Origin of the sequence: Streptomyces sp. W1SF4 (genome assembly GCF_003950035.1) — a bacterium.
GTDB lineage: Bacteria > Actinomycetota > Actinomycetes > Streptomycetales > Streptomycetaceae > Streptomyces > Streptomyces racemochromogenes.
This window is the reverse complement of the sequence record NZ_CP034350.1, coordinates 1330689-1352084: the sequence shown is the minus strand read 5'-3', so window position 1 is coordinate 1352084 and position 21396 is coordinate 1330689. Positions and strand designations below refer to the sequence as shown.

Sequence of the window (21396 nt, the reverse complement as noted above, 5' to 3'; positions counted from 1 at the left end):
CGGTGGTCCAGGCACACTGGGTGTATGACGACCGGCATCGGCCCTTCGAGCACGGGCACTCCGACGGCCCCCCGGCGGCGCTCGCCCGCCCGCACCTTCATCCCCCTGGCGGTCGCCGCCTGGCTGATCTTGGAGATCTGGCTGCTCAGCCTGGTCGCCGGGGCGGCCGGCGGGTTCACCGTGGCGGCGCTCCTCGCCGGCGGCCTGGTGCTCGGCGTGGTGGTCATCAAGCGGGCCGGACGCCGTGCCTTCAAGAACCTCACCCGCAGCTTCCAGCAGGCCCAGGAGCAGGCGATGGCGGGCGGCATACCGACCGCCCCGCAGCCCCCCAGGGGCTCCGGGAACGCGATGACCATGCTGGCCGGCCTGCTGCTGATCATGCCGGGCCTGCTCTCCGACCTGGCCGGCCTGCTCCTGCTGCTGCCGCCCGTACGGGCCTTCGCGGGCCGCCGGGCCGAGCGCACCCTGGAGCGGAAGATGGCCGCGGGCGCCCCGGGCGGCTTCGGCGACGCCTTCACCCGGGCCCGGATCCACCACCCCGACGGCAAGGTCGTCCAGGGCGAGGTGATCCGTGAGGACGGCCCCCCGCGCTCGCCGGGGCCGGACGCCGCCTACCGCCCCCCGCTGGCACCGTAGCGGGCGGCCGCGCCGGCGGGCCCGGGAGCGGCACACGCGAAAGCCGAGGGGCCCCGCCACTGATGTGGCGGGGCCCCTCGGCTACTGCACGGTGTCCGCGGGTCAGGCGGACTTGCGGCTGTCGCGCGGATGCACGGCGATGTTCATGGCGCCGGAGCGCAGGACGGCCAGCCGCTCGGCCAGCACCTCCTCCAGCTCCTCGCGGGTGCGCCGCTCCATGAGCATGTCCCAGTGCGTTCGCGCAGGCTTGCCCTTCTTCTCTTCGGGCCCGTCCCCGTCCACCAGGAGTGCCATGGCGCCGCACGCCTTGCACTCCCACTCCGGCGGAATCTCTGCCTCAACCGAGAACGGCATCTCAAATCGATGTCCGTTCTGGCATGCGTACTCCACCGCCTGGCGCGGGGCCAGATCGATGCCGCGGTCCGTCTCGTAGCTGGTAACCACGAGCCGCGTACCGCGGAGAGCTCGCTCACTCATGAATCGTGCCTCCCGGGCTTGTCGCCCACAGGACAGGTGTCGCTGTCGTCGTCATCCGGTCAACGTCCGGTCGGCGGTATAGATTCCCGCTCCGGGTCAATGCGTCGCCCGTCGTGCCGCCCCTTGTTGTACCCACCACTGCCCGTTTTGTCACATCTGGCAGCAGATGTCACCCAACGTCTACACTTCTTGTGCGCGCAGTAACGGTCCGCCTGGCAGGCCAAAGGCGTACACTACCGGCCCTTTGCCACAACGTCGAAATTCGTTCGGGATTCGTTCGTGAGTCCGGATCCCGGGCGGGCGGCGGAGGGGTCGGATCCGGGCCCGCCCGGGTCCGGATCCGCGCTTCACAGGCGTACCGGAACAGGATTGCCCGCCGCCTCCACCGCGCGCCGCACCGGCACCCGCGCGAGCAGCACGAAACCCAGTGCGAAGAACACCACCAGCGAGATGATCGCGTCCCGGTAGCTGCCCGTCACCTGGTACGTCAGGCCGAAGACCAGCGGCCCCACCCAGCTCAGCCCCCGGTCGCTCATCTCGTACGCCGAGAAGTACTCGGCCTCCTTGCCCGCCGGAACCAGGTGCGAGAACAGCGAACGCGACAGCGCCTGGCTGCCGCCCAGCACCAGCCCGATCATCGCCGCGAGCGCGAAGAACCACACCGGGGTCCGGGCCGGCAGGAAGTACCCCGCGGCCAGCGTCAGCGCCCACGCGGCCAGCGAGCCCAGAATCGTCCGCTTCGCCCCGTACGTGCGGGCCAGCCGGCCCATCGCCAGCGCGCCCGCCACCGCCAGCACCTGGACCAGCAGCACCGCGCCGATCAGCGTGGACTGCTCCAGCTCCAGCTCCTCGGAGCCGTAGACCGAGGCCTGGGAGATCACGGTCTGCACGCCGTCGTTGTAGATCAGGTACGCGAGCAGGAACGACAGGGTCAGCGGGTAGCGCCGCATGTCCTTGAAGGTGGCCACCAGCTGCTTCCAGCCGCTGACGGCCGGCGCGCCGCCCGCCTCCCGGACCACCGCACGGTCCCGCAGCCGGCGCAGCGGGATCAGTGCGAAGGCCCCCCACCACAGGCCCGCCGAGGCCAGGCAGACCCGTACCGCGTCGCCCTCGGAGAGGCCGAAGGAGTCGTGGCCCAGGTACAGCACCAGGTTCACCACGAGCATCAGCGAGCCCGCCGTGTAGCCGAAGGCCCAGCCCCGCGAGGAGACGGTGTCCCGCTCGTCCGGGGTGGAGATCTGCGGCAGGTAGGCGTTGTAGAGCACCATCGACACCGACAGGGCCGCGTTCGCCACGATCAGCAGGAACCCGCCCAGCAGGTAGCGCTCCCCGCCGAGGAAGAACATCGCCGCCGTCGCCGTGGCACCGGTGTACGCGGCCACCGCCAGCAGCGGCTTCTTGCGGCCCGTCCGGTCGGCGACCGCGCCGGCCAGCGGCATCAGCAGCACGGCGAGGATCACCGACGCCGACACCGAGTACGCGAAGTAGGACCCGGCCCGCACCGGGATCCCCAGGGGGTGCACGTAGCCCTCGGCGTCCGCGGCCGCCTTGGCCACCGAGGTCAGGTACGGGCCCAGGAACACCGTGAGCACGCTCGCCGAGTACACGGACACGGCGAAGTCGTAGAAGTACCAGCCCCGCTGTTCCCGCTTGCGGGCGGCCGCCGCCTCCGCTGACGGTCTGCCGTCCTCGGCCCCGGGCTCCGCCCCGTCCGTCGTCTGCGCGCTCATTCGAGAGCCCCCTCGCTGTTCCCCGTACCGCACGGCCGCGGGCGCCGCGCGGCGGCCGCGGCCGTGTCAGGCCCAGGCGCCGCGCCGGTCCAGCACCGTGCGCAAGATGTCGATCCGGTCGGTCATGATGCCATCGACGCCCAGGTCGAGGAGAGCCTCCATGCGTTCCGGTTCGTTCACGGTCCACACGTGCACCTGGAGCCCGCGCGCGTGCGCGGTCCGTACGAAGCGCCGGTCGACCACGCGGATGCCCGCCTGGGTCTCCGGGACCTGGGCCGCCACCGCGCCGACGCGCAGGGCCGCCGGGATCGCGAAGGACCGCAGCCGCAGCCCGACCACCCCGCGCACCCCGTACGAGGTCGCCAGCCGGGGCCCCGCGATCTTCTGCGCCCGGGCCACCCGGCTCTCCGAGAAGGAGCCGACGCACACCCGGTCCCAGACCCCGGCCCGCGCGATCAGGTTCACCAGCGGGTGCAGGGCCGACTCGTCCTTGACGTCCACGTTCCAGCGGGCGTCCGGGAACTGCTCCAGCAGGTCCTCGAAGAGGGCCAGCGGCTCGGTCCCCGCCACCCGGGCCTCGCGCACCCGGCTCCAGGGCAGCTCCCGGATCCGGCCGCTCATGTCGGTGACCCGGTCCAGCCTGGCGTCGTGGAAGGCCACCAGCTTCCCGTCCGCCGTCGCGTGCACATCGGTCTCGAAGTACCGGTAGCCCGCCCCGGCGGCCCTGCGGAAGGCGGCCGCGGTGTTCTCCAGCCCGTCCGCGGCCCCGCCCCGGTGGGCGAAGGGGATCGGAGCCGGATGGTCCAGGTAGGGGTGCCGGAGGCGTACGTGAGTCACGGCCGCAGTATGCCCAATGCGCCCGGCCCCGCGGGAGCGGCGCGTCCTGGCCCCGCGCCCGCGCGGCACCCCCCTGGCCCCCCTGGGCCGGCCCGTGACACTCTGGGGCCCCGCGAACAATCCAATACCGGCCCCGGGACGCCCGTCCGGGGGCCAATCCGACGAAGGTGGACCGGACGCCATGGCTCAGTGGACCTCAGCGGTCGGTGCCGCACAGCTCGCCCGGCTCATCGGCTCCCAACAGGACCGGCCCGCGCCGCCCGGCGCCCGCAAGCCGCCCGCGTACCGCACCCTCGCCGACGGCATCCGGCTGCTCGTCCTGGAGGGCCGCGTGCCCGTCGCCGCCCGGCTGCCCGCCGAGCGGGAGCTGGCCGCCGCCCTGTCGCTCAGCCGCACCACCGTCGCCGCCGCGTACGAGGCCCTGCGCGGGGAGGGCTTCCTGGAGTCCCGCCGGGGCGCGGGCAGCTGGACCTCCGTACCGGCCGGGAACCCGCTGCCGGCCCGCGGCCTGGAGCCGCTGCCCCCCGAGTCCCTCGGCTCGATGATCGACCTGGGCTGCGCCGCCCTCCCGGCCCCCGAGCCCTGGCTGACCAAGGCCGTCCAGGGCGCCCTGGAGGAACTCCCGCCCTACGCGCACACCCACGGGGACTACCCGGCGGGCCTGCCCGCGCTGCGCCGGATGCTCGCCGACCGCTACACCGAGCGGGGCATCCCCACCATGCCCGAGCAGATCATGGTCACCACCGGCGCGATGGGCGCCATAGACGCCATCTGCAGCCTCTTCGCCGGCCGGGGCGAGCGGATCGCCGTGGAGTCCCCCTCCTACGCCAACATCCTCCAGCTGATGCGCGCCGCCGAGGCCCGCCTCGTGCCGGTGGCGATGGGGCCGGGGCTGACCGGCTGGGACATGGACGTCTGGCGGCAGGTGCTGCGCGACTCGGCCCCCCGCCTGGCCTACGTCGTCGCCGACTTCCACAACCCGACCGGCGCCCTGGCCTCGGAGGACAGGCGCCGCGCGATGGTCGAGGCGGCCCGCTCCGCCGGGACCGTGCTGATCGCCGACGAGACCATGGCCGAACTCCGGCTGGACCCGGACCTCGTCATGCCCCGCCCGGTCTGCTCCTTCGACCCGGCCGGCTCCACGGTGATCACCGTCGGCTCCGCCAGCAAGGCCTTCTGGGCGGGCATGCGGATCGGCTGGGTCCGCGCGGCCCCCGACGTCATCCGCAGCCTGGTCGCCGCACGGGCGTACGCGGACCTGGGCACCCCGGTGCTGGAACAGCTCGCGGTGAACTGGCTGATGCGCACCGGCGGCTGGGAGGAGGCCGTCGGGATGCGCCGCGCCCAGGCCCGGGAGAACCGGGACGCGCTGGTCGGGGCGGTGCGCCGGGAGCTGCCGGACTGGGAGTACGAGGTGCCCGGCGGCGGGCTCACGCTGTGGGCCCGGGCCGGCGGCCTGTCCGGGTCGCGGCTGGCCGAGGTGGGGGAGCGGGTCGGCGTCCGCGTCCCCTCGGGGCCCCGGTTCGGCGTGGACGGGGCTTTCGAGGGCTACGTCCGGCTGCCGTTCACGGTCGGCGGGCCGGTGGCCGAGGAGGCCGCCGCCCGCCTGGCCGCCGCGGCCCGGCTGGTCGGCACGGGCGCGGGCGGCGGCGGGGCGGAGCCCCCGCGCACCTTCGTCGCGTAGGGAGGCCCCGGCGGGCCTCCTGCGGCGTCTCCGCCGGGAGGAGGGCTCAGCGGGCCTCCCTACGGTGTCTCGGCCGGGACCTCCGGGGCCTGCGAGGCGTCGATCGAGGAGGGCTGCGGCTGGACCTGGAGCGGCCTGCACGGCACCGGCGGCCCCTCGCCGCCCCGGCCCGGCGCCTGCCGCTCCGGCAGCAGTTCCAGCACCGCCTGCCGGTGGGCGGGGTGCGCGGCGTCGTCGTACGGGTCCGGCGTGGCCGGCACCTGGAGGCGGTGCACGGGGCCGGTGCCGAGCCGGGCGTACCCCCGGCCCGGCGGCAGCTGGGGCGGCGGGGTGGTGTGCGGCGGCAGCCCCAGTACGTCGGCGACCTGCTGGACCGGGGCGGGCCCCAGGACGACCCGGGCGCGGGTGTGCTGCCAGACGGCGTCGTTCAGCAGCTCCAGGTGGTCGAAGTGCTCGGCGACGACCACCGTGACGTGCGCGGCGCGTCCGTGCCGCAGCGGCACCTGCAACGGGGCGAGCGGGTCCGGGCGCCCGTCGGCCGCGGCCAGGTGCGCGAGCACGCTGGGCCGGTCCAGCAGGATCCACAGCGGGCGCCGGGAGTCCTCGGGCGCGGGGCGGTCCGCCTCCCGCGCCCGGTGCGTGGCGATCAGCCGCCGCTCGGTCTCGTGCGCCGCCCACTCGACGGACGCCAGCGCCCCCGCGGGGCCGCACTCGACGGCGAGCACGCCGGCCCGGCCGGCCAGGCACGCGTACTCGCCGCTGCCGCCGCCCTCGACGATCATCACGTCACCGCCCTGGCCCAGCGCCTGGAGAGCGATCGAGCGCAGCAGGGTGGAGGTGCCGCTGCCGGGCTGGCCGACGGCCAGCAGGTGCGGTTCGGCGGAGCGCGGTCCGGTGCGCCAGATCACGGGCGGCACGTCGGCCGGCTCTTCCCCCTCCAGTACGGGAACGGTGCGCTGCACGCCGCCGGGGTCGGTGAAGCCGAGGACGGTCTCGCCCGGCGAGGTCACGAAGCGCTGGGCCGCGATGTCTGTGGGCAGCGCGGCCAGCACCCGCAGGTCGAGCTGGTTTCCCTCCTCGTCCCAGTCGAAGAGGTACTCCCGCCCGCGCCCGGCCTTGGCGTGCAGCAGGGCCTCGATCCGGGCCCGCGAGGCGGTCTCGCCGTCGGTGAAGTAGGCGGGGTAGCGGATGCGGAGCCGGCTCACCCGGCCCGCGCCGTCGAACTCGTAGCCGCTGAAGGCCTCCTCCCAGGCCCCGCCGTGGGAGAACAGCGGGCTGGGGTCCTCGGGGGCGGAGAAGTACGGCACCAGCGCCTCGTACAGCGAGCGCAGCCGCTCGGCCTCCGCGTCGCCGGGTCCGGCGACGGCCGGGGACCGGTCGCGCCCGTGCCAGGCGGCGGCCGCCATGACGCTGATCAGCGCGCCGAGGGGGCCGTAGGGGACGATCGCGACCACGAGGACGCAGGCAGCCCCGAGGAACAGTGCCGGACCCCGCTTGTCCTTCGGGGTCGCCGCCCATCTGCGCCGCCCGGCGGCGGCCAGGACCCGCAGGCCGCGCCCGATGACGATGAGCGGGTGGAGCACGTCGGTGGCGTTGTCGGCAGCCGTGCGGGCGAGGTCGCGGCCCCGGGTGAGCGACGCGGTGCCGCTGGTGAGGATGCGGGGGAGGGGGCGCCGGGCCACGGTCGTCTCCTGGAGTGGTCGTGGTGCGGGACGGTGGCGTCAGGGCCCGGGCGGTGGCGGGCTGGGCGGAACCCAGGCGGCCGAGGCCGCGGGCCTGATCGTGAAGGGCCCGTGCGGGGCCGGAGCCCCGGCGGGGCCGGCACCCGTGCGGGCCTGGAGCCGGGGCGGGCCCGGAGCCGGAGCGGGCCTGGAGCTCGAGCGGGCTAGAGCTTGATCCCGCCGAGCAGGCTCGCGAGGCTCGCCGTACTGGCCGTGATGCTCGGGGCGATGGCGGAGCCGGCCAGGAAGAAGCCGAACAGCCCGCAGACGAACGCGTGCGTCAGCTTCATCCCGTCCTTCTTGAAGAACAGGAAGCAGATGATGCCGAGCAGGACGACACCTGAGATGGACAGGACCATGTGACGTTCTCCTGTTGAGTCGAGGCTCCTGGTGGGTGGGTACGGTCACCATCAGTTGTTCCAGGCTCACAGGAAGTATCAATGCGATAAAAGGTGCATACGGGTGAATCCTGGCTTTTTTCACTTGACCGGCCGCGCCTGACTGGCGCGGCCGCCGCTCACGGTGTGGGAGGCGCAGCCGCCAGGCCATCCTTGCCTCGGACCGCCCCCGTCATGTCCCCGAGCGGGCGCTACCCTGGCGATTCACCCGTACGGACGCAGTGCCGTGCGCCGTCCTGCCCTCCCGGCCTGGGGAAACTCCTTCCGGGGGCGGACAAGCCGACAAGCCGGAGACGAAAGGCGGTACGACCGATGAGCGAGCACCAGGACGCCCCCGACGAGGACGTCGTCGAACTGGCCGGCAAGATCTTCGACCTCGCCCGTCAGGGTGAGGCCGCGACGCTGGCCGCCTACCTGGACGCCGGGGTTCCGGCCAATCTCACCAACGACCGCGGCGACACCCTCGTCATGCTCGCCGCCTACCACGGCCACGCCGACGCCGTCACGGCCCTGCTGGAGCGCGGCGCCGAGGCGGACCGCGCCAACGACCGGGGCCAGACCCCCCTCGCCGGCGCCGTCTTCAAGGGCGAGGAGGCAGTCATCCGCGCGCTGCTCGCCGGCGGGGCCGATCCCCACGCCGGAACCCCCTCCGCCGTGGACACGGCGCGCATGTTCAACAAGGCCGACCTGCTGGAACTCTTCGGAGCCAAGTAGTCCGCTTTTTCCGGGGCGCCGACCGGCCCCGACGGGCCCCGCCACCTCACGGCTTGGTCACGGCGCCCTTAAATGTGGTCGCGGCGCACAAACCGCCTGGGTCATCATGGCGACGGATTCGATTCGCGGACATGACGGACGGGCAGGACCGGGCTGGACACGACGGGTGCCCACCCCCACCCCTGCCGCACCGGCCGCCGTGGTCGCGAAGCACCGACGAGAGTGAGAAGGCAATGGTCTACATCGAGCTGAACCAGACGGCGGACGTCCTCACATGCTGTTACGCGGCTCTGTGAATCCCGATTCCCGGTCGCGTCCCCAGCTTGATTTGAGGCCACTCCCATGTTCGAACCAGTCATAGCGCCGAGCGGTACCCTGCTCGGGCTCCTCCAGCGCGGCCGCGGCGACGGCACGCTGCACGCCCTCGCCGCGCCCAGGTCCGAGGCCCTCGCGGCACTCAACCAGTGCGTCCTGCGCGACCCGCGCCAGGACTGGCAGGTCGAGAACCGCTCCCTCTACTACGCCCGCTTGTACCTGGACCTCGACGGCCCCCTCGGCGAGATCGAGGCCCACCTGTTCGGCGCGGACGACCTCTTCGACGAAGAGGACCACCGGACCGGCCTCGCCCTGTCCGTCCTCGGCCACCTCGCCTCGTACGGCCGCGACGACGCCCTCATGCTGCTGCGCCGCTACGCCGCCTCCGGGGCCAACTGGGCCTGGGCGCTCGACGAGCTCGCCCTGCGCGACGACGACGCGGGACTGCGCTCCCTCGCCGCACCCGTCCTCGCCCGGTTCCCCGCCACCCCCGAGGGCGAGGCGCGGCTGGCCGCCGCCGTCCGCGACGCCTACGAGCCCCGCCCGTGGGCCCTGTGGGAGGAGTCGCCCCTCTACGCGGAACGCCTGCGCGCGGCCCGCCAGCAGGGCTCCTTCGACCGCTGGCAGCGCCAGATGACCCCCAGCGGCCCCCGCCCCGGCTGGGGCGTCCAGGCCGTCTTCGACTGGGCCGCCGACGGGCTGCGCCGGGGCACCCCGCTCCACGTGCCCGCCGCGCGCTGCCTCGCCGCCGTGGCCGCCCCCGAGGACCGGCCCGCCATCCTCGCGGCCGCCGCCGGAGCCTGCGGCGAGGCCGCCCGGGCCACCGCCCTGCACCACCTGGTCCTCGCGGAGCCGGAGAACCCGGCCGTCCTGGACCTCGTCGAAGCCGCCGGGGACGAGCCCGCCGTGGCCGCCTACGAGCGCATGTGCGGCCCCGCCGCCCTCGACCGGGCCCGGCTCTGGGTCCACCGCCCCGACGCCCTCGGAGCGGCCGCCGCGGCCCTCCTGGCGGCCCGCGGCGGCGCCGACGACGCCGGACTGGTCCTCGGCGCCCTGCGCAACACCGTCCGCGGCTCCGGCCCGGACTCCGTCCGCCTCTTCGCGCTGGTCGACGGCGCGGGCCGGCTCTCCATCGGCTGCGCCGCCCCCGTCCTGCGGCACGTCTACCGCGAGACGGCCTCCTCCCACCTGCGCGGGCGCGCCGCCCGGGCCCTGGCCGCCACCGACCCCACCTTCGCGGCGGGCTTCGCGGTCGAATGCCTCTGGGACTGCGAGGAGACCACCCGCGAGGTCGCGGCCCGCCACGCGGAGACCGCCGACGCCCGCGTGGCCCCCCGGCTGCGCCGCCTGGCGGCGGACCCGGCGGAGGAGGAAGACGTCCAGTCGGCGGTCCGCAGCCGCATCACCCCCGAGTCAGCGGTCTAACCCCGGCCCCGGCCCCGGGCCCCGGCCCGACGGGGAGCGCGGCGCGCGGGTGCGGGCGGGGTCCGCTGCGCGGGGCTGGTCCCCTACCCGCCCTTCGCCCGTTCCCCGGGGCTGCGCCCCGGGCCCCCTGGGGGCTCCGCCCCCAGACCCCCGCGCCTCAAACGCCGGCGGGGCTATGAGGAGCCGGCGGGGCTGGATTTCGCGCAGCGAAATTCCAGCCCGCGCGGCGTTTGAGCGCACCGGGCGCGCAGCGCCCGGTCTTCCAGCCCCGCCGGCGTTTGAGGCGCGGGGTCAGGGGCAGCGCCCCTGGGAACGGTGGAAGGGCGGGTAGGGGACCTCGCCCCGCGCAGCGGCCCACCCGGCCGCGGACGACCCACCGGCCCCGGCCACGGAGCCCAGCCCCGCCCCACACCAGACGGCCGGAGGCCGGCGCGGCGGGCCACCCGGCCGCGGACGACCCCGCGGCGCCCGGCCCCGCCCCGTACCCGACGGCCGGCGCGGCGGCGCGAAGCCACGCGGAGCGGCCCGGTCCGGCGGTCCGGCGGGGCCGGTCCGGCGGTGCGGCGGGGCCGGTCCGGCGGTGCGGCGGGGCCGGTCCGGCGGTGCGGCGGGGCCGCGCGGCGGTGCGGCGGTGCCGGCGCGGCGGTGCGGCGGGGCCGCGCGGCGGTGCGGCGGTGCGGAGCCGCGTGGGGCGGCCCCGCACGGCGGGACGGGGGCCGGGGAGGGCCCGACAGGGGCGCGTGCGCGAGTGGCGGCGGTCAGGGACGGGCCGGCACGAAGCGGAGACCGAGGCCCGGGCGGGCCTGGGCGGCGGCGTCCAGGGCCACTCCCGCGGGGACGACGCCGACGACCGGGTAGCCGCCCGTCACCGGATGGTCGGCCAGGAAGACCACCGGCAGCCCGTCCGGCGGCACCTGCACCGCCCCCAGCACCATCCCCTCGCTCGGCAGCTCCCCGCCCCGCACGCGGGCCAGCGCCGGGCCCCCTTCCGTGCGCAGGCCGATCCGGTTCGACGCCGGGGACACCCGGTACGCCGAGGACAGCAGCGCCGCCAGCGAAGCCCCCGTGAACCAGTCCGCCCGCGGCCCGAGCCGCAGCGGCAGCACCAGCTCCGCCGTCGGCACCCCCGCAGGGGCCACCGCGTCGGCGGACGGCACCGGGTCCGGGCCCGGCGGGCCGACCTCCAGCACCGACCCCGCCACCGGCACCGGCGGGCCGAGCCCCGACAGCAGGTCCGTCGCGCGGCTCCCCAGCACCGCCGGCGCAGCCAGACCTCCCCGGACGGCGACGTAGCTGCGCAGCCCCGGCTCCGCCCGGCCCACGTCCAGCTCCGCCCCCGCGCGCAGCCACACCGGCGCACCCCAGGCCGCCGGGCGCCCGCAGACGCGTACGGCACAGGGAGCGCCCGTCACGGCCACCGTCACCGGGGCCAGTGCGCGCACCCGCACCCCGTCCAGGGTGGTCTCCAGCGCGGCGGCGCCCGCCGGGTTGCCGACGAGCCGGTTGGCCAGCGCGTACGCCCCCGTGTCCAGCGCCCCCGAGCGGGGCACGCCCAGGTGCGCGTACCCGGGGCGGCCCGCGTCCTGGACGGTGGTCAGCGCCCCCGCCCGCAGCACCAGCAGCCCGCTCACGCCGCCCCCGCCTCCTCGAACCGCACCCGCACCCCGGGCGCGAACAGCGCCGCCGGCTCCCGGGCGGGGTCCCACAGCACCGCGTCGGTGGAGCCGATCAGCTGCCAGCCGCCGGGGGAGGAGCGCGGGTACACCCCCGCGTACTCCCCGGCCAGCGCCAGCGACCCCGCCGGGACCGCCGTGCGGGGCGTCGCCCGGCGGGGCAGCCACAGCCGCTCCGGCAGCCCCGTCAGGTAGCCGAAGCCGGGCGCGAACCCGCAGAAGGCCACCCGGAAGACGATCCCCCCGACCAGCTCCGCCACCTCCCGCTCCGCGACGCCCCACGCGGCCGCCGCCTCCGCCAGGTCGGGCCCGTCGTACCGCACCGGCACGGTGACCAGCGGCCCCTCCGCCTCCGCGAGCGGCGGCACCTCCCAGCCCGCGATCCGCGCCGCCAGCGCGCCCGGCTCCCGGACCCCGTCCAGCAGCACCGTCCGCGCGGCCGGCACGACCTCCCGTACGCCGCCCAGCTCGCCCGCGTCCCGGCGGCGCAGCAGCTCGGCGTGGAGCGCGGCGACCTCCCCGGCGGTGTCCACCTCGACCAGCAGGGCCTCCCTGCCCACCACCAGCGTCCTCACGCGAAGGCCTCCACCCGCACCCCGGCCGCCTCCAGCGCCTCCCGCACCCGCCGGGCCAGCCCCGCCGCCCCGGGGGTGTCCCCGTGCAGGCACAGCGAGCGCGCCGGCACCGCCACCGGGGACCCGTCGGACGCCGTCACCGACCGCTCGGCGGCCATCCGCACCGCCCGCCCGGTCACCGCGTCCGGATCGTGCAGCACCGCCCCCGGCTCCCCGCGCGGCACCAGCGTCCCCCGCGGGGTGTACGCCCGGTCCGCGAAGGCCTCCGGCACGGCCTCCAGCCCCGCCTCCGCGGCCGCCCCCAGCAGCAGCGACCCGGGCAGGCCCAGCACCGGCAGCCCGGCCTCCCCGGCGGCCAGCCGGACCCCGGCGACCACCGCGGCGGCCTGGGCGGCGTCGTGCACCGTGCGGTTGTACAGCGCACCGTGAGGCTTCACGTACGACACCCGGGAGCCGGCCGCCCGCGCGAACACCTCCAGCGCCCCGATCTGGTAGGCCACCTCCGCCGCCAGCTCTCCGGACGGCACGTCCATCGACCGCCGCCCGAAGCCCGCCAGGTCCCGGTACGAGACCTGCGCGCCGATCCGTACGCCCCGCTCGGCGGCCAGCTCGCAGACCCGGCGCATGATCGACGGATCGCCCGCGTGGAAGCCGCAGGCCACGTTGGCGCTCGTGACCACCGACAGCAGTGCCGCGTCGTCGGTCAGCGTCCAGCGCCCGAAGCCCTCGCCCAGGTCGGCGTTCAGGTCGATCAGAGGTGTGATCATGGAAGCCATGCGGTGAGGGTAGAACAGCCCCCGCCGCCCCACCCATCGGGGACGGTCCGGCGGAAACCATGCCGTTTGGGTTGTTGTCCGCGACACCGCCTACTCTTTCCGACGTGACTCTCCCAGCCCCGGCGAAACCCCTTCCGTCCCCGGCGCCGGGCCCGGCCGCCGACGAGGGCCTCGCCCGGCGGCTCCGCGCCCTGGCCTGCACCGCCCCGCTGCACGACCTCGACGTACGCAAGGCCAACCTGGCCGGCGAGTACGGGGTCTACGCGATGGCGGAGGTCGCGCTGTCCGCGATCGACCTCGTCACGCTCAACATGGACTTCGACACCGGCGCCGACCACGAGCAGATAGTGCTCCGGATGCTGCCGCGCGTCGCCGCCCAGGCCCCCCGGCGGCCGGCCGCCGAACACGAGCGGGTCGCCCGCTGGGTCCTGGAGAACCTGATCAACGTCGGCAGCGTGGACCGCGGCTTCCGCGCGGTCTACGGCACGTTCGGCCCCGACGGGGTCTACGTCCGCCGGGACTACGACTTCAAGCTGATCGAGGAGGTCCCCGGCCACGGCGGCGCGGTCTACCTGCGCACCACCGACGAGGCGGTCAACGTCCTGGTCGGCGCCCTCGACACGGACGTCACCAGCGCCCAGATCGCCGCCGAGGTCAAGCTGGAGGTGCTGATCAGCCGGGGCCGGCTGGCCGACGCCCAGCTCGCCGCCGAACAGGCCCGCTACCGCACCGTCCAGTACGCCGAGACCCTGCGCCGCACCCTCGACGCGACCCGGCGCAACGTCCGCGCGGTCGACTGGCTCCAGGCCGTCCCCGACATGATCGCCGAGGCCCTCGACCACGTCGCCGACCGCTACCGGCACGAGAACGCGATCCTCACCAACATCCGCAGGGCCCGCGACGAGGCCGAGGACCCCGAGAACAAGCGGCGCGCCGCGGAGCTCGTCGACATCGTCAAGGACTGCATCCGCCGGCACACCCAGCTCCAGTCGCGGCTGCTGGACGCCGGCCCGCTCTTCCGCGCCGAGCAGGACCGCCAGGCCTTCGCCGCACCCGCCCCGCGCTCCGGGATCGACCTGTACGGCCAGCTCGTGGCACCCCTGATGCCGCTGCCGCTGGAGCAGGCCACCCGGGTCACCGACGCCTTCTTCGCCGCCGGCACCGGCCTGCGCACCCCCGTCTCGGTACGGGTCGCCGACCTGGTGGACATACTCCTCACCCCGCCCGTGGAACGGGAGCACCTCGGCGCGGAGATGCCCGAGCCGGACCTCATCGCCACCCCGGACGACAGCCGCTTCAGCGAGGAGCAGCTCGCCGCCGCGACCCAGCTCCTGGACCTGCCGCACGACGCCCCGCGCCGGCTCTCCGGCCTCCTCGCCGAGGCCCGCCGCGACGACCCCGACCTCCCGTACCTGGTCGCCCTGCTCGCCGTCCACGCGGCGAGCCCCGCGGTGGGCACGGCGTACCGGCAGGGCGAGGAGCGGCTGCTGTTCGCGGTGGACGACGGCACGCGGCTCGACGACCCGGAGTTCGGCGGCGCCGACCTGATCGTCGGCACGGCCCTCCTGGACGCGGCGGGCATGGCGGCGGACCGCTCGGAGTCGGTATGACCCCGCCGGTTCCGCAGCCCGCCCCCCTCCCGGTGCCGGCCCCCACGCCCGCGACCCCCCAGACCAGGACCCCGAAGTCCCGGGCCCACACCCGGATCGCCCGGGCCTGCGTCCGGAACTCTCGGGCGTGCACCCTCGACATCCGGGCCCGCACCCCGAAGTCCCGGGACGGGACCCCGAACACCCTGGCCGGCACCCCGAACGGCCAGGCCCGCACCCCGAAGTCCCGGGCCGGCACCCCGAACACCCAGACCCGCACCCGGAACACCCGCACCCGGAACACCCGCACCACCGAGGAGACCCGCCCGTGAGCGACCACCACGCCGAGCACACCGCGTGGAGCGAGCCCGACGGCCCGTCGGTCCCCGCCGCGCCCGCACCGGCCGCCCCCGCCCCCGGAGGGTCCCTCACCCCGGCCGACGCCGCCGACGCGGCCCGGCTCGTCGGGTTCGGGCTCCAGCCCAAGCTGCTCCCCGCCCGCGACGCCGAGTACGCCGAGCTGCTGCGCCGCTACCGCGAGGACCCCGCCTTCGGGCGGCTCGCCGACGCCGTCGCCACCGGCCTCGGCCTCGTCGTCCTGGAGGTGTCCCCGCGCGCCGGGATGGCCGTCGCCGCCGGCGAGGACTCCGTCTTCGCCGTCCGCATGGGCGACTACGCCCGCCGCACCTCCGCCGACGGCGGCGACCGCTTCCTGCACGGCCTCGCCCACCTCGCCGTCGCCGCCCTCGCCTTCCCCCGCCCGGAGGACCTCGCCGACGACGGCTACATCGGCCGCATCACCGTCAACGGCGTCGACGCCTTCGTCCGCCAGACCTGCCGCCGCCTGGAGGAGCGCGCCGAGGAGCTCGGCGAGAACACCGACCCGGCCTCCGACGCCCCCGGCCTGGAGGCCGCCTGGCGGGTCTACGCCCGCCGCAGCGCGACCGGCGCCACCAAGGACGCCCGCCGCCTGGCCGGCTCCACCACCGGCATCGTCGGCAAGGCCGCCGCCTTCCTCACCGAGTCCGGCTTCCTCCAGCGCACCGGCGACGACTCCGGCGGCACCTACCGGACCACCCCCCGCTACCAGCTCCAGGTCCGCGACATGGCGGGCACTGCGGCCATGGCCGAACTCCTGGAACTGGGCGTGGTCCCCGTCAGCGACGGCTCCGCCACCCTCCTGCCGCCGCCCGAGGGCGACGACCTGGAACTCGCGGCCGACGCCGGCCTGCCGTTCCACGCCTGACCCGCCCCAGAGCCCCCGTACCGAGACACACCGAGAAGCAACGAGAGTCCGCCGCCATGTACGAGCTGTCCCGGATCCGCCTCTACTCCATCGGGCCCGCCGGCGCACGCTACGCCGACACCGTGCTCGACCTGCGCGGAGTCGGCGAGCCGGTGCCCCACCCGGCGCCCACCCAGGCGGAGTTCTTCGAGGACGAGCCCACCGGACCGCCGCGGCGCCCCGCGCCCGCCGGCGTGCTCTTCCTGGAGAACGGCGGCGGCAAGTCCGTCCTCCTCAAGCTGATCTTCTCGGTGATGCTCCCCGGCCACCGCAACACCCTGGGCGGCGCCAGCTCCGGCGTACTGCGCAAGTTCCTCCTCGCCGACGACTGCGGCCACGTCGCCCTGGAATGGCAGCACACCCAGACCGGCGAGTGCGTCGTCGTCGGCAAGGTCAGCGAGTGGCGCGGCCGCCAGGTCTCCAACGACCCCCGCAAGTTCGCCGAGGCCTGGTACTCCTTCCGCCCCGGCCCGGGCCTGAGCCTGGACAACCTCCCCGTCGCCGAGGCCACCTCCGTCCGGCCGCCCGTCGAGGGCGCCTCCGGCGCCCAGGGCCGCCGCCGCACGATGAAGGGCTTCCGCGACGCGATCACCGAGGCGGGCAAGGCGTACCCGCACCTGGAGGTGTACTGGGAGGAGATCCACGACCGCTGGAACGAGCACCTCACCGAACTCGGCCTGGACCCCGAGCTCTTCCGCTACCAGCGCGAGATGAACGCCGACGAGGGCGAGGCCGCCGGCCTCTTCGCGGTCAAGAAGGACTCCGACTTCACCGACCTCCTCCTGCGCGCCGTCACCGACACCCGCGACACCGACGGCCTCGCCGACCTCGTCCACGGCTTCGGCAACAAGCTCGGCCGCCGCGCCGAGCTGATGGCCGAACGCGACTTCACCGCCGGCTCCGTGGACCTCCTGAACCGGATCGTGGAGGCCGCCGAGACCCGCTCCCGGCTCCGCGACGTCCACGCGGGCGCCGAGCGCCGCACCCGCACGCTCGCCCGCCGGCTGTCCGCCCGCGCCTCCGAGGAACGCGGCCGCGCCGCCGACCTCGCCCAGCGGGTCACCGGCGCCGCCCACGAGGTCACCGCCGCGGAGTCCCAGCGCGCCCGCAGCGCCGCCGTCTCCGCCGAACTCGCCTACCGGCACGCCTCCCTGGCCCTGACCGTCGCCGACAAGGCCGCCGCCGCCCAGCGCCGCGAGCTCCTCGAAGCCCGCACCCTGCACTCCGCCTGGCAGGCCGCCGAGACCGTGCTGCGCCACCGCGCCGCCGCCGACCGCTCCGCCCGCGTCGCCGCGGCGATCCTGGAGGCCGAACGGGACGCCGCACCCGCGCTGGCCGCCCGCGCCACCGCCGCCGCCGAGCTGGTACGCGCCCTGCACACCGCCGCCGAACAGGGCGAACGCGCAGCCAACGAGGAGGAGGAGCGTTCCGCCGAGCTCCAGTCGCTCGGCGAGAGCGCCCACCGCGACGCCACCGCCGCCGCGACCGCCGCCCAGCGGGCCCGCAGCGAGGCCGAGCACCTGCGCGCCCGCCTCGCCGAGGTCGAGCAGGAGACCGCCGACGCCGTCCGCGCCGGCTGGCTCGACGACACCGCCCCCGACGCCGACCCGGCCCGCGCCGCGCTCGCGGCCAGCGACGCCGAGAAGGCCGCCGTGGCCGCCTGGGACGAGTCCCGCGAAGCCGCCCGCTCCGCCGCCGAGGCCGCCCGCGAGGCCGCCTCCGCGGAATCCCGCGCCGAACTCACCGCCGCGCGCGCGTCCGACGCCGCCGACGCCGCCGAGGCCGCCCACGCGGCGGAGCACCGCGCCGCCGAAGCCCTGGCCGCCTCCCCGCGCCTGGCGGAGCTCCTGGGCCTCCCGCAGGCCCCCGACACCTTCCTGCCGCGCCCGCGGGGCGGGGCACACCCCGGTGCGCCGGCCGGGGCGGGATCCGCCCCCGCCGCCGAAGCCGGCGGCGGCGCCGCCGCGGGCACCGCCCCCTCCGGCGTACAGGGCTCCGCCGCGACCGCGGGCGCCGTGACCGCCGCCCCCGCCGGCGGCCTGAGCGTCGCCGACCTCGACCGGGGCTCCGACGAGCTGGTCCGGATCCTGGCCGACACCGTCGGCTCGGCCGAACGCCACCTGTTCGACCTGCGCACCGCCGCCGCCGACGACGCCCGCATCCTCGGCGCGCTCGGCGACGGCGGCCTGCTCCCGCCCGGCCCCGACGTCCTCGCCACCGTCGAGTACCTGGGCGAGCACGGCATCCCGGCCCTGCCCGGCTGGCGCTACCTCGCCCAGTCCGTGGACCCCGCCGACCACGCGGCCGTCCTCGCCGCCCGCCCCGAACTCGTCGACGGCGTCGTCATCACCGACCCCGACACCCACAGCCGGGCCCGCGAGGTCCTCTCCGCCGCCGCCCTGCTGCCCCGCTCCACCGTCGCCGTCGGCACGGCCGCCGCCCTGCTGGCGCCGGTCCCGCCGGCCGACGGCACCGACGCGGTGTTCCTCGTCCCGCCGAACCCGGCCATGCACGACGAGCACGCCGCCGACGAGGAACGCCACGCGCTGCGCGCCCGCGCCACCGCCCGCGACACCGAGATCCGCGAGCTGGCCTCCCGCCTTGCCGGCGACCGCGAACTCGCCGCCCGGCTCTCCTCCTGGCGCACCGGCTGCCCGCCCGGCCGCCTCGACGAACTCGCGCGGCAGGCCGCCGCCGCCCGGTCCTTCGCCGAGGAGGCCGACGCCGAACTCGCGGAGGCCCGTACCGTACGCGCCGAGGCCGACGAGGCCGCCGCCGACGCCGCCCGCGTCCGCGACGAGCGCCAGGACGCCGCCCAGCGCGCCCGCCGCGCCGCCGACGCCCTCGCCGGCCTCGCCCACCGCCTGCGCGAACGCTCCGGCTGGCAGGCCAGGGTCCGCGAACTCGCCGACGAGGCAGCCGAGTCCGAGGCCCGCGCCGAGGCCTGCCTGGCCCGCGCCCGCGCCGCCGACGAGGACCGCCGCGCCGCCCAGCGCGCCGCCGACGACGCCCGCCGCACCGCCCGCGCCCTGCGCGCCGAACGCGCCGAGATCGCCGGCGCCCCCGAGCCCCTGCCCGAGGACGACGGCAGCGCCGACAAGCACCGGCCGCCGCTGCCCGACCTCCGCGAGGCCTACCGCACCGCCTCCCAGGTCTACGAGAAGGTCGGCGTCGGCGCCGACCTGCGCGCCGAACAGGCCCGCGCCGAGGGCGACGAGAGCGCCGCCCTCGCCGAACTCGACCGCCTCACCAACAAGGTCCGCACGCGCGCCGCCCAGCTCCTCGAAGGCACCGACGGCGCCGACGGCCCCTCCCGGCAGGCCGCCGCCGCCCGCGCCGAGGCCCTCGTCCAGATGCTGGAGTCCCGCGCCTCCACCGCGAGCGAGCAGCTCGGCCGGCTGCGCGGCGAAGCCGAACGGCACGCCCCCGTCGAGGGCGAGGCGCACACCGAGCTGCCCGAGGAGCTGATCCCGGCCGACGTGGAGCAGGCCCAGGGCCTGCTGCGCACCGCCACCGCCCAGCTCGCCGCGCACTCCGCCGCCGTGGAGGCCGCCCGCGCCGCCCACGCCGACCTGCTGCGCGCCCACCGCGCCGCCGAGGACGGCGCCGGCGGCTTCGACGAGACCGCCGCCCTGCTGCGGGACCTGCTGCGCGAGCAGACCCATCCGGAGGACGAGCAGGAGCCGGTGGCCCACCCCGGCACCCTGGAGGAGGCCCGGCAGTCCGCCGCCGAGGCCCGCCGCTCCCTGCGCGGCTGCGCCGCCGACCTCTCCGCCGCCGAGTCGGCGGTGCGCGAGGCGAGCGACGTCCTGGTCCGGCACGCCAACGCCAACCGCTACGAGCAGGTACGCACCCCCGCGCGCCAGCAGATCCGGGAACTGCCCGCCTCCGCGCTGCCCGAGCACGCCGCCGCCTGGGCCGCCGCGTTCGCCCCGCGCCTGCGCGTGCTCACCGACGAGCTCGCGCAGCTGGAGCGCAACCGCGACAGCATCGTCGACCGGCTGCGCGGCCTGGTGGAATCCGCCCTGGCCACGCTCCGCTCCGCGCAGCGCCTCTCCCAGCTGCCCGAGGGCCTCGGCGAGTGGTCGGGCCAGGAGTTCCTGCGGATCCGCTTCGAGGAGCCCGACCAGGCCACCCTCACCGAGCGGCTCGGCGAGGTCATCGACGAGGCCACCCGCACGGCCGTGAAGAAGAACGCCGCCTTCGGCGAGGGCCGCCGCGACGGTATGTCCCTGCTCCTGCGCGGCGTCCAGGCGGCCCTGGAGCCCAAGGGCATCGCGGTGGAGATCCTCAAGCCCGATGCCGTGCTGCGCGCCGAGCGGGTCCCCGTCGGCCAGATGGGCGACGTGTTCTCCGGCGGCCAGCTGCTCACCGCCGCCATCGCCCTGTACTGCACGATGGCCGCGCTGCGCAGCAACGACCGCGGCCGCGACAAGCACCGGCACGCGGGCACGCTCTTCCTCGACAACCCGATCGGGCGCGCGAACGCCACGTACCTGCTGGAGCTCCAGCGGGCCGTCTCGGACGCCCTCGGCGTCCAGCTGCTGTACACCACGGGCCTCTTCGACACCACGGCCCTCGCCGAGTTCCCGCTGGTCATCCGGCTGCGCAACGACGCCGACCTGCGCGCGGGCCTGAAGTACATCAGCGTCGAGGAGCACCTGCGTCCCGGCCTGCCCCAGCAGTCCCCGGAGGGCGAGACGATCCACGGCGAGATCACCGCGACCCGCATGTTCCGCCGGGCGCCCGCCGCACAGGCCTGAGCCGCTCCGGACGCCCCCGGCCGCGGGCCGGTCACCGCTCCCCGGCGGTGACCGGCCCGCGGCCGCTCCCGGGCCGGTCAGCGCCGTCCGGAGCGCTGGTGGACCGGTATGCCCCCGGCCAGGGGAGCGGCCGCCAGGCGGCCCTCCCGGGCCGGTGTGCGGGCGCGCCACGGCTCGCGGGCGGCGCTGCTCGGCTCCGACAGGACGCCGTGGCGCTGGTTCCACATCTGCCGGGTGATCCACACGTCCAGCACCGACCAGGTGGCCACGACCGTCGCCGCTATGCCCGCCAGCACCATCGGGAAGGCCAGCCAGGACCCGGTCAGCGCGAGGAAGAACGTGATCGTGGCCTGCGTCAGCGTGACGGCCACGATCAGCACCGCCCGGACCGCCGACGACCGCACCGGGTCCGGCATCCGGCGCCGCCGGGCCGGCTCCACCACCCACAGGCCCCGCCCCGGAGCCTCGGCCGACGTGCCGTCCTCGTCGTACATCCTCATGGTCCGCTCACTCCCCGCCTCTTCTCCCGTGCTGCTGCCCGCCCTGTCTGTCAGACGACCGGAACCCCCCTCGGAGTTCCGTATACCGGACCCGGAAGGCAGAATTCCAGCCATCCATCCGGACAACGGAACTGACACCCCACCAAGTGTCATCTGCCACATATCGGGCCTGACTTGACCGGAAACATCGGACAACTGGTGATCTTCGTACGGGGGTCAGGCCGAAAACGTCCGGACACGTCTGCGAACCCGCTCCGTGGCAGTAGTAGGCTCACGCCGTTTAAATGACGGAACACCG

17 protein-coding genes are annotated in these 21396 nt (G+C 76.1%); 8 read left to right on the top strand and 9 right to left on the bottom strand.

Annotated elements, in window-relative coordinates:
* Positions 1 to 24: 24 nt before the first annotated feature.
* Positions 25 to 636, top strand: coding sequence for an FxsA family membrane protein (gene fxsA, locus D1J60_RS06365; RefSeq protein WP_125820454.1), 612 nt, complete (start codon positions 25 to 27; stop codon positions 634 to 636).
* Positions 637 to 738: 102 nt separating this feature from the next.
* On the opposite strand, the gene D1J60_RS06360 is transcribed toward fxsA, so the two are convergent.
* From D1J60_RS06360 to D1J60_RS06350, 3 genes are all read right to left on the bottom strand, one after another.
* Positions 739 to 1113, bottom strand: coding sequence for an RNA polymerase-binding protein RbpA (locus tag D1J60_RS06360; protein WP_007262928.1), 375 nt, complete (start codon positions 1111 to 1113; stop codon positions 739 to 741).
* 347 nt (positions 1114 to 1460) lie between these two features.
* Entirely contained in the window at positions 1461 to 2843 is a 1383-nt protein-coding gene (locus D1J60_RS06355; protein WP_125603819.1) for an MFS transporter, read from the bottom strand.
* 66 nt (positions 2844 to 2909) lie between these two features.
* Positions 2910 to 3680: a glycerophosphodiester phosphodiesterase gene (locus tag D1J60_RS06350; protein ID WP_125820453.1), complete on the bottom strand. Its 771-nt coding sequence runs from the start codon at positions 3678 to 3680 to the stop codon at positions 2910 to 2912.
* Between the two features lie 181 nt (positions 3681 to 3861).
* On the opposite strand from D1J60_RS06350, the gene D1J60_RS06345 reads away from it, so the two are divergent.
* A complete protein-coding gene (locus D1J60_RS06345; protein WP_125820452.1) occupies positions 3862 to 5364 on the top strand; it encodes a PLP-dependent aminotransferase family protein in 1503 nt (500 codons plus the stop codon).
* A 59-nt stretch (positions 5365 to 5423) separates the two neighbouring features.
* On the opposite strand, the gene D1J60_RS06340 is transcribed toward D1J60_RS06345, so the two are convergent.
* Both D1J60_RS06340 and D1J60_RS06335 read right to left on the bottom strand, forming a co-directional pair.
* Positions 5424 to 7046 carry an ATP-binding protein gene (locus tag D1J60_RS06340; protein WP_125820451.1) on the bottom strand — a complete coding sequence of 541 codons (1623 nt, stop codon included), beginning with the start codon at positions 7044 to 7046 and terminating at the stop codon, positions 5424 to 5426.
* Positions 7047 to 7249: 203 nt separating this feature from the next.
* Positions 7250 to 7444: a hypothetical protein gene (locus tag D1J60_RS06335; protein WP_125605336.1), complete on the bottom strand. Its 195-nt coding sequence runs from the start codon at positions 7442 to 7444 to the stop codon at positions 7250 to 7252.
* A gap of 351 nt (positions 7445 to 7795) precedes the next feature.
* On the opposite strand from D1J60_RS06335, the gene D1J60_RS06330 reads away from it, so the two are divergent.
* The gene (locus D1J60_RS06330; protein WP_125605338.1) at positions 7796 to 8197 is read left to right on the top strand and encodes an ankyrin repeat domain-containing protein; all 402 of its coding nucleotides are present in this window, start codon (positions 7796 to 7798) and stop codon (positions 8195 to 8197) included.
* Positions 8198 to 8539: 342 nt separating this feature from the next.
* Positions 8540 to 9937, top strand: coding sequence for a HEAT repeat domain-containing protein (locus D1J60_RS06325; RefSeq protein WP_125820450.1), 1398 nt, complete (start codon positions 8540 to 8542; stop codon positions 9935 to 9937).
* Positions 9938 to 10695: 758 nt separating this feature from the next.
* Here the strand turns inward: D1J60_RS06325 and D1J60_RS06320 are convergent.
* From D1J60_RS06320 to D1J60_RS06310, 3 genes are read right to left on the bottom strand one after another with little or no spacing between them, the layout of a single operon-like run.
* On the bottom strand, positions 10696 to 11559 hold the full coding sequence (locus tag D1J60_RS06320; protein ID WP_125823897.1) for a biotin-dependent carboxyltransferase family protein: 864 nt from the start codon (positions 11557 to 11559) through the stop codon (positions 10696 to 10698).
* A 5-nt stretch (positions 11560 to 11564) separates the two neighbouring features.
* On the bottom strand, positions 11565 to 12185 hold the full coding sequence (locus tag D1J60_RS06315; protein WP_125820449.1) for an allophanate hydrolase subunit 1: 621 nt from the start codon (positions 12183 to 12185) through the stop codon (positions 11565 to 11567).
* The gene (locus D1J60_RS06310) at positions 12182 to 12940 is read right to left on the bottom strand and encodes a 5-oxoprolinase subunit PxpA (RefSeq protein WP_125823896.1); all 759 of its coding nucleotides are present in this window, start codon (positions 12938 to 12940) and stop codon (positions 12182 to 12184) included. Before D1J60_RS06310 ends, D1J60_RS06315 begins: the two co-directional genes overlap by 4 nt.
* Positions 12941 to 13020: 80 nt before the next feature.
* Here D1J60_RS06310 and D1J60_RS06305 point away from each other — a divergent pair, with 80 nt between their 5' ends.
* The 4 genes from D1J60_RS06305 to D1J60_RS06290 are packed head-to-tail and all read left to right on the top strand — an operon-like array spanning position 13021 to position 20598.
* On the top strand, positions 13021 to 14571 hold the full coding sequence (locus tag D1J60_RS06305) for a hypothetical protein (protein ID WP_241253169.1): 1551 nt from the start codon (positions 13021 to 13023) through the stop codon (positions 14569 to 14571).
* Positions 14568 to 14882, top strand: coding sequence for a hypothetical protein (locus tag D1J60_RS06300; protein WP_125820447.1), 315 nt, complete (start codon positions 14568 to 14570; stop codon positions 14880 to 14882). Before D1J60_RS06305 ends, D1J60_RS06300 begins: the two co-directional genes overlap by 4 nt.
* Positions 14879 to 15796, top strand: coding sequence for a hypothetical protein (locus D1J60_RS06295; protein ID WP_125820446.1), 918 nt, complete (start codon positions 14879 to 14881; stop codon positions 15794 to 15796). The genes D1J60_RS06300 and D1J60_RS06295 overlap by 4 nt, the downstream gene beginning before the upstream one ends.
* A 56-nt stretch (positions 15797 to 15852) precedes the next feature.
* On the top strand, positions 15853 to 20598 hold the full coding sequence (locus tag D1J60_RS06290) for a hypothetical protein (RefSeq protein WP_125820445.1): 4746 nt from the start codon (positions 15853 to 15855) through the stop codon (positions 20596 to 20598).
* Positions 20599 to 20675: 77 nt separating this feature from the next.
* On the opposite strand, the gene D1J60_RS06285 is transcribed toward D1J60_RS06290, so the two are convergent.
* Complete coding sequence (locus D1J60_RS06285; protein ID WP_241253168.1) at positions 20676 to 21098, bottom strand: hypothetical protein; 423 nt, start codon at positions 21096 to 21098, stop codon at positions 20676 to 20678.
* Between the last annotated feature and the right edge of the window lie 298 nt (positions 21099 to 21396).

Bases quoted from the DNA above. Each gene is read 5' to 3' on its own strand.
- D1J60_RS06305 (WP_241253169.1), top strand. From the start codon at position 13,021: ATGCCGTTTGGGTTGTTGTCCGCGACACCGCCTACTCTTTCCGACGTG.
- D1J60_RS06330 (WP_125605338.1), top strand. From the start codon at position 7,796: ATGAGCGAGCACCAGGACGCCCCCGACGAGGACGTCGTCGAACTGGCC.
- D1J60_RS06360 (WP_007262928.1), bottom strand. From the start codon at position 1,113: ATGAGTGAGCGAGCTCTCCGCGGTACGCGGCTCGTGGTTACCAGCTAC.
- D1J60_RS06290 (WP_125820445.1), top strand. From the start codon at position 15,853: ATGTACGAGCTGTCCCGGATCCGCCTCTACTCCATCGGGCCCGCCGGC.
- fxsA (WP_125820454.1), top strand. From the start codon at position 25: ATGACGACCGGCATCGGCCCTTCGAGCACGGGCACTCCGACGGCCCCC.
- D1J60_RS06345 (WP_125820452.1), top strand. From the start codon at position 3,862: ATGGCTCAGTGGACCTCAGCGGTCGGTGCCGCACAGCTCGCCCGGCTC.
- D1J60_RS06325 (WP_125820450.1), top strand. From the start codon at position 8,540: ATGTTCGAACCAGTCATAGCGCCGAGCGGTACCCTGCTCGGGCTCCTC.
- D1J60_RS06355 (WP_125603819.1), bottom strand. From the start codon at position 2,843: ATGAGCGCGCAGACGACGGACGGGGCGGAGCCCGGGGCCGAGGACGGC.
- D1J60_RS06285 (WP_241253168.1), bottom strand. From the start codon at position 21,098: ATGAGGATGTACGACGAGGACGGCACGTCGGCCGAGGCTCCGGGGCGG.
- D1J60_RS06300 (WP_125820447.1), top strand. From the start codon at position 14,568: ATGACCCCGCCGGTTCCGCAGCCCGCCCCCCTCCCGGTGCCGGCCCCC.
- D1J60_RS06335 (WP_125605336.1), bottom strand. From the start codon at position 7,444: ATGGTCCTGTCCATCTCAGGTGTCGTCCTGCTCGGCATCATCTGCTTC.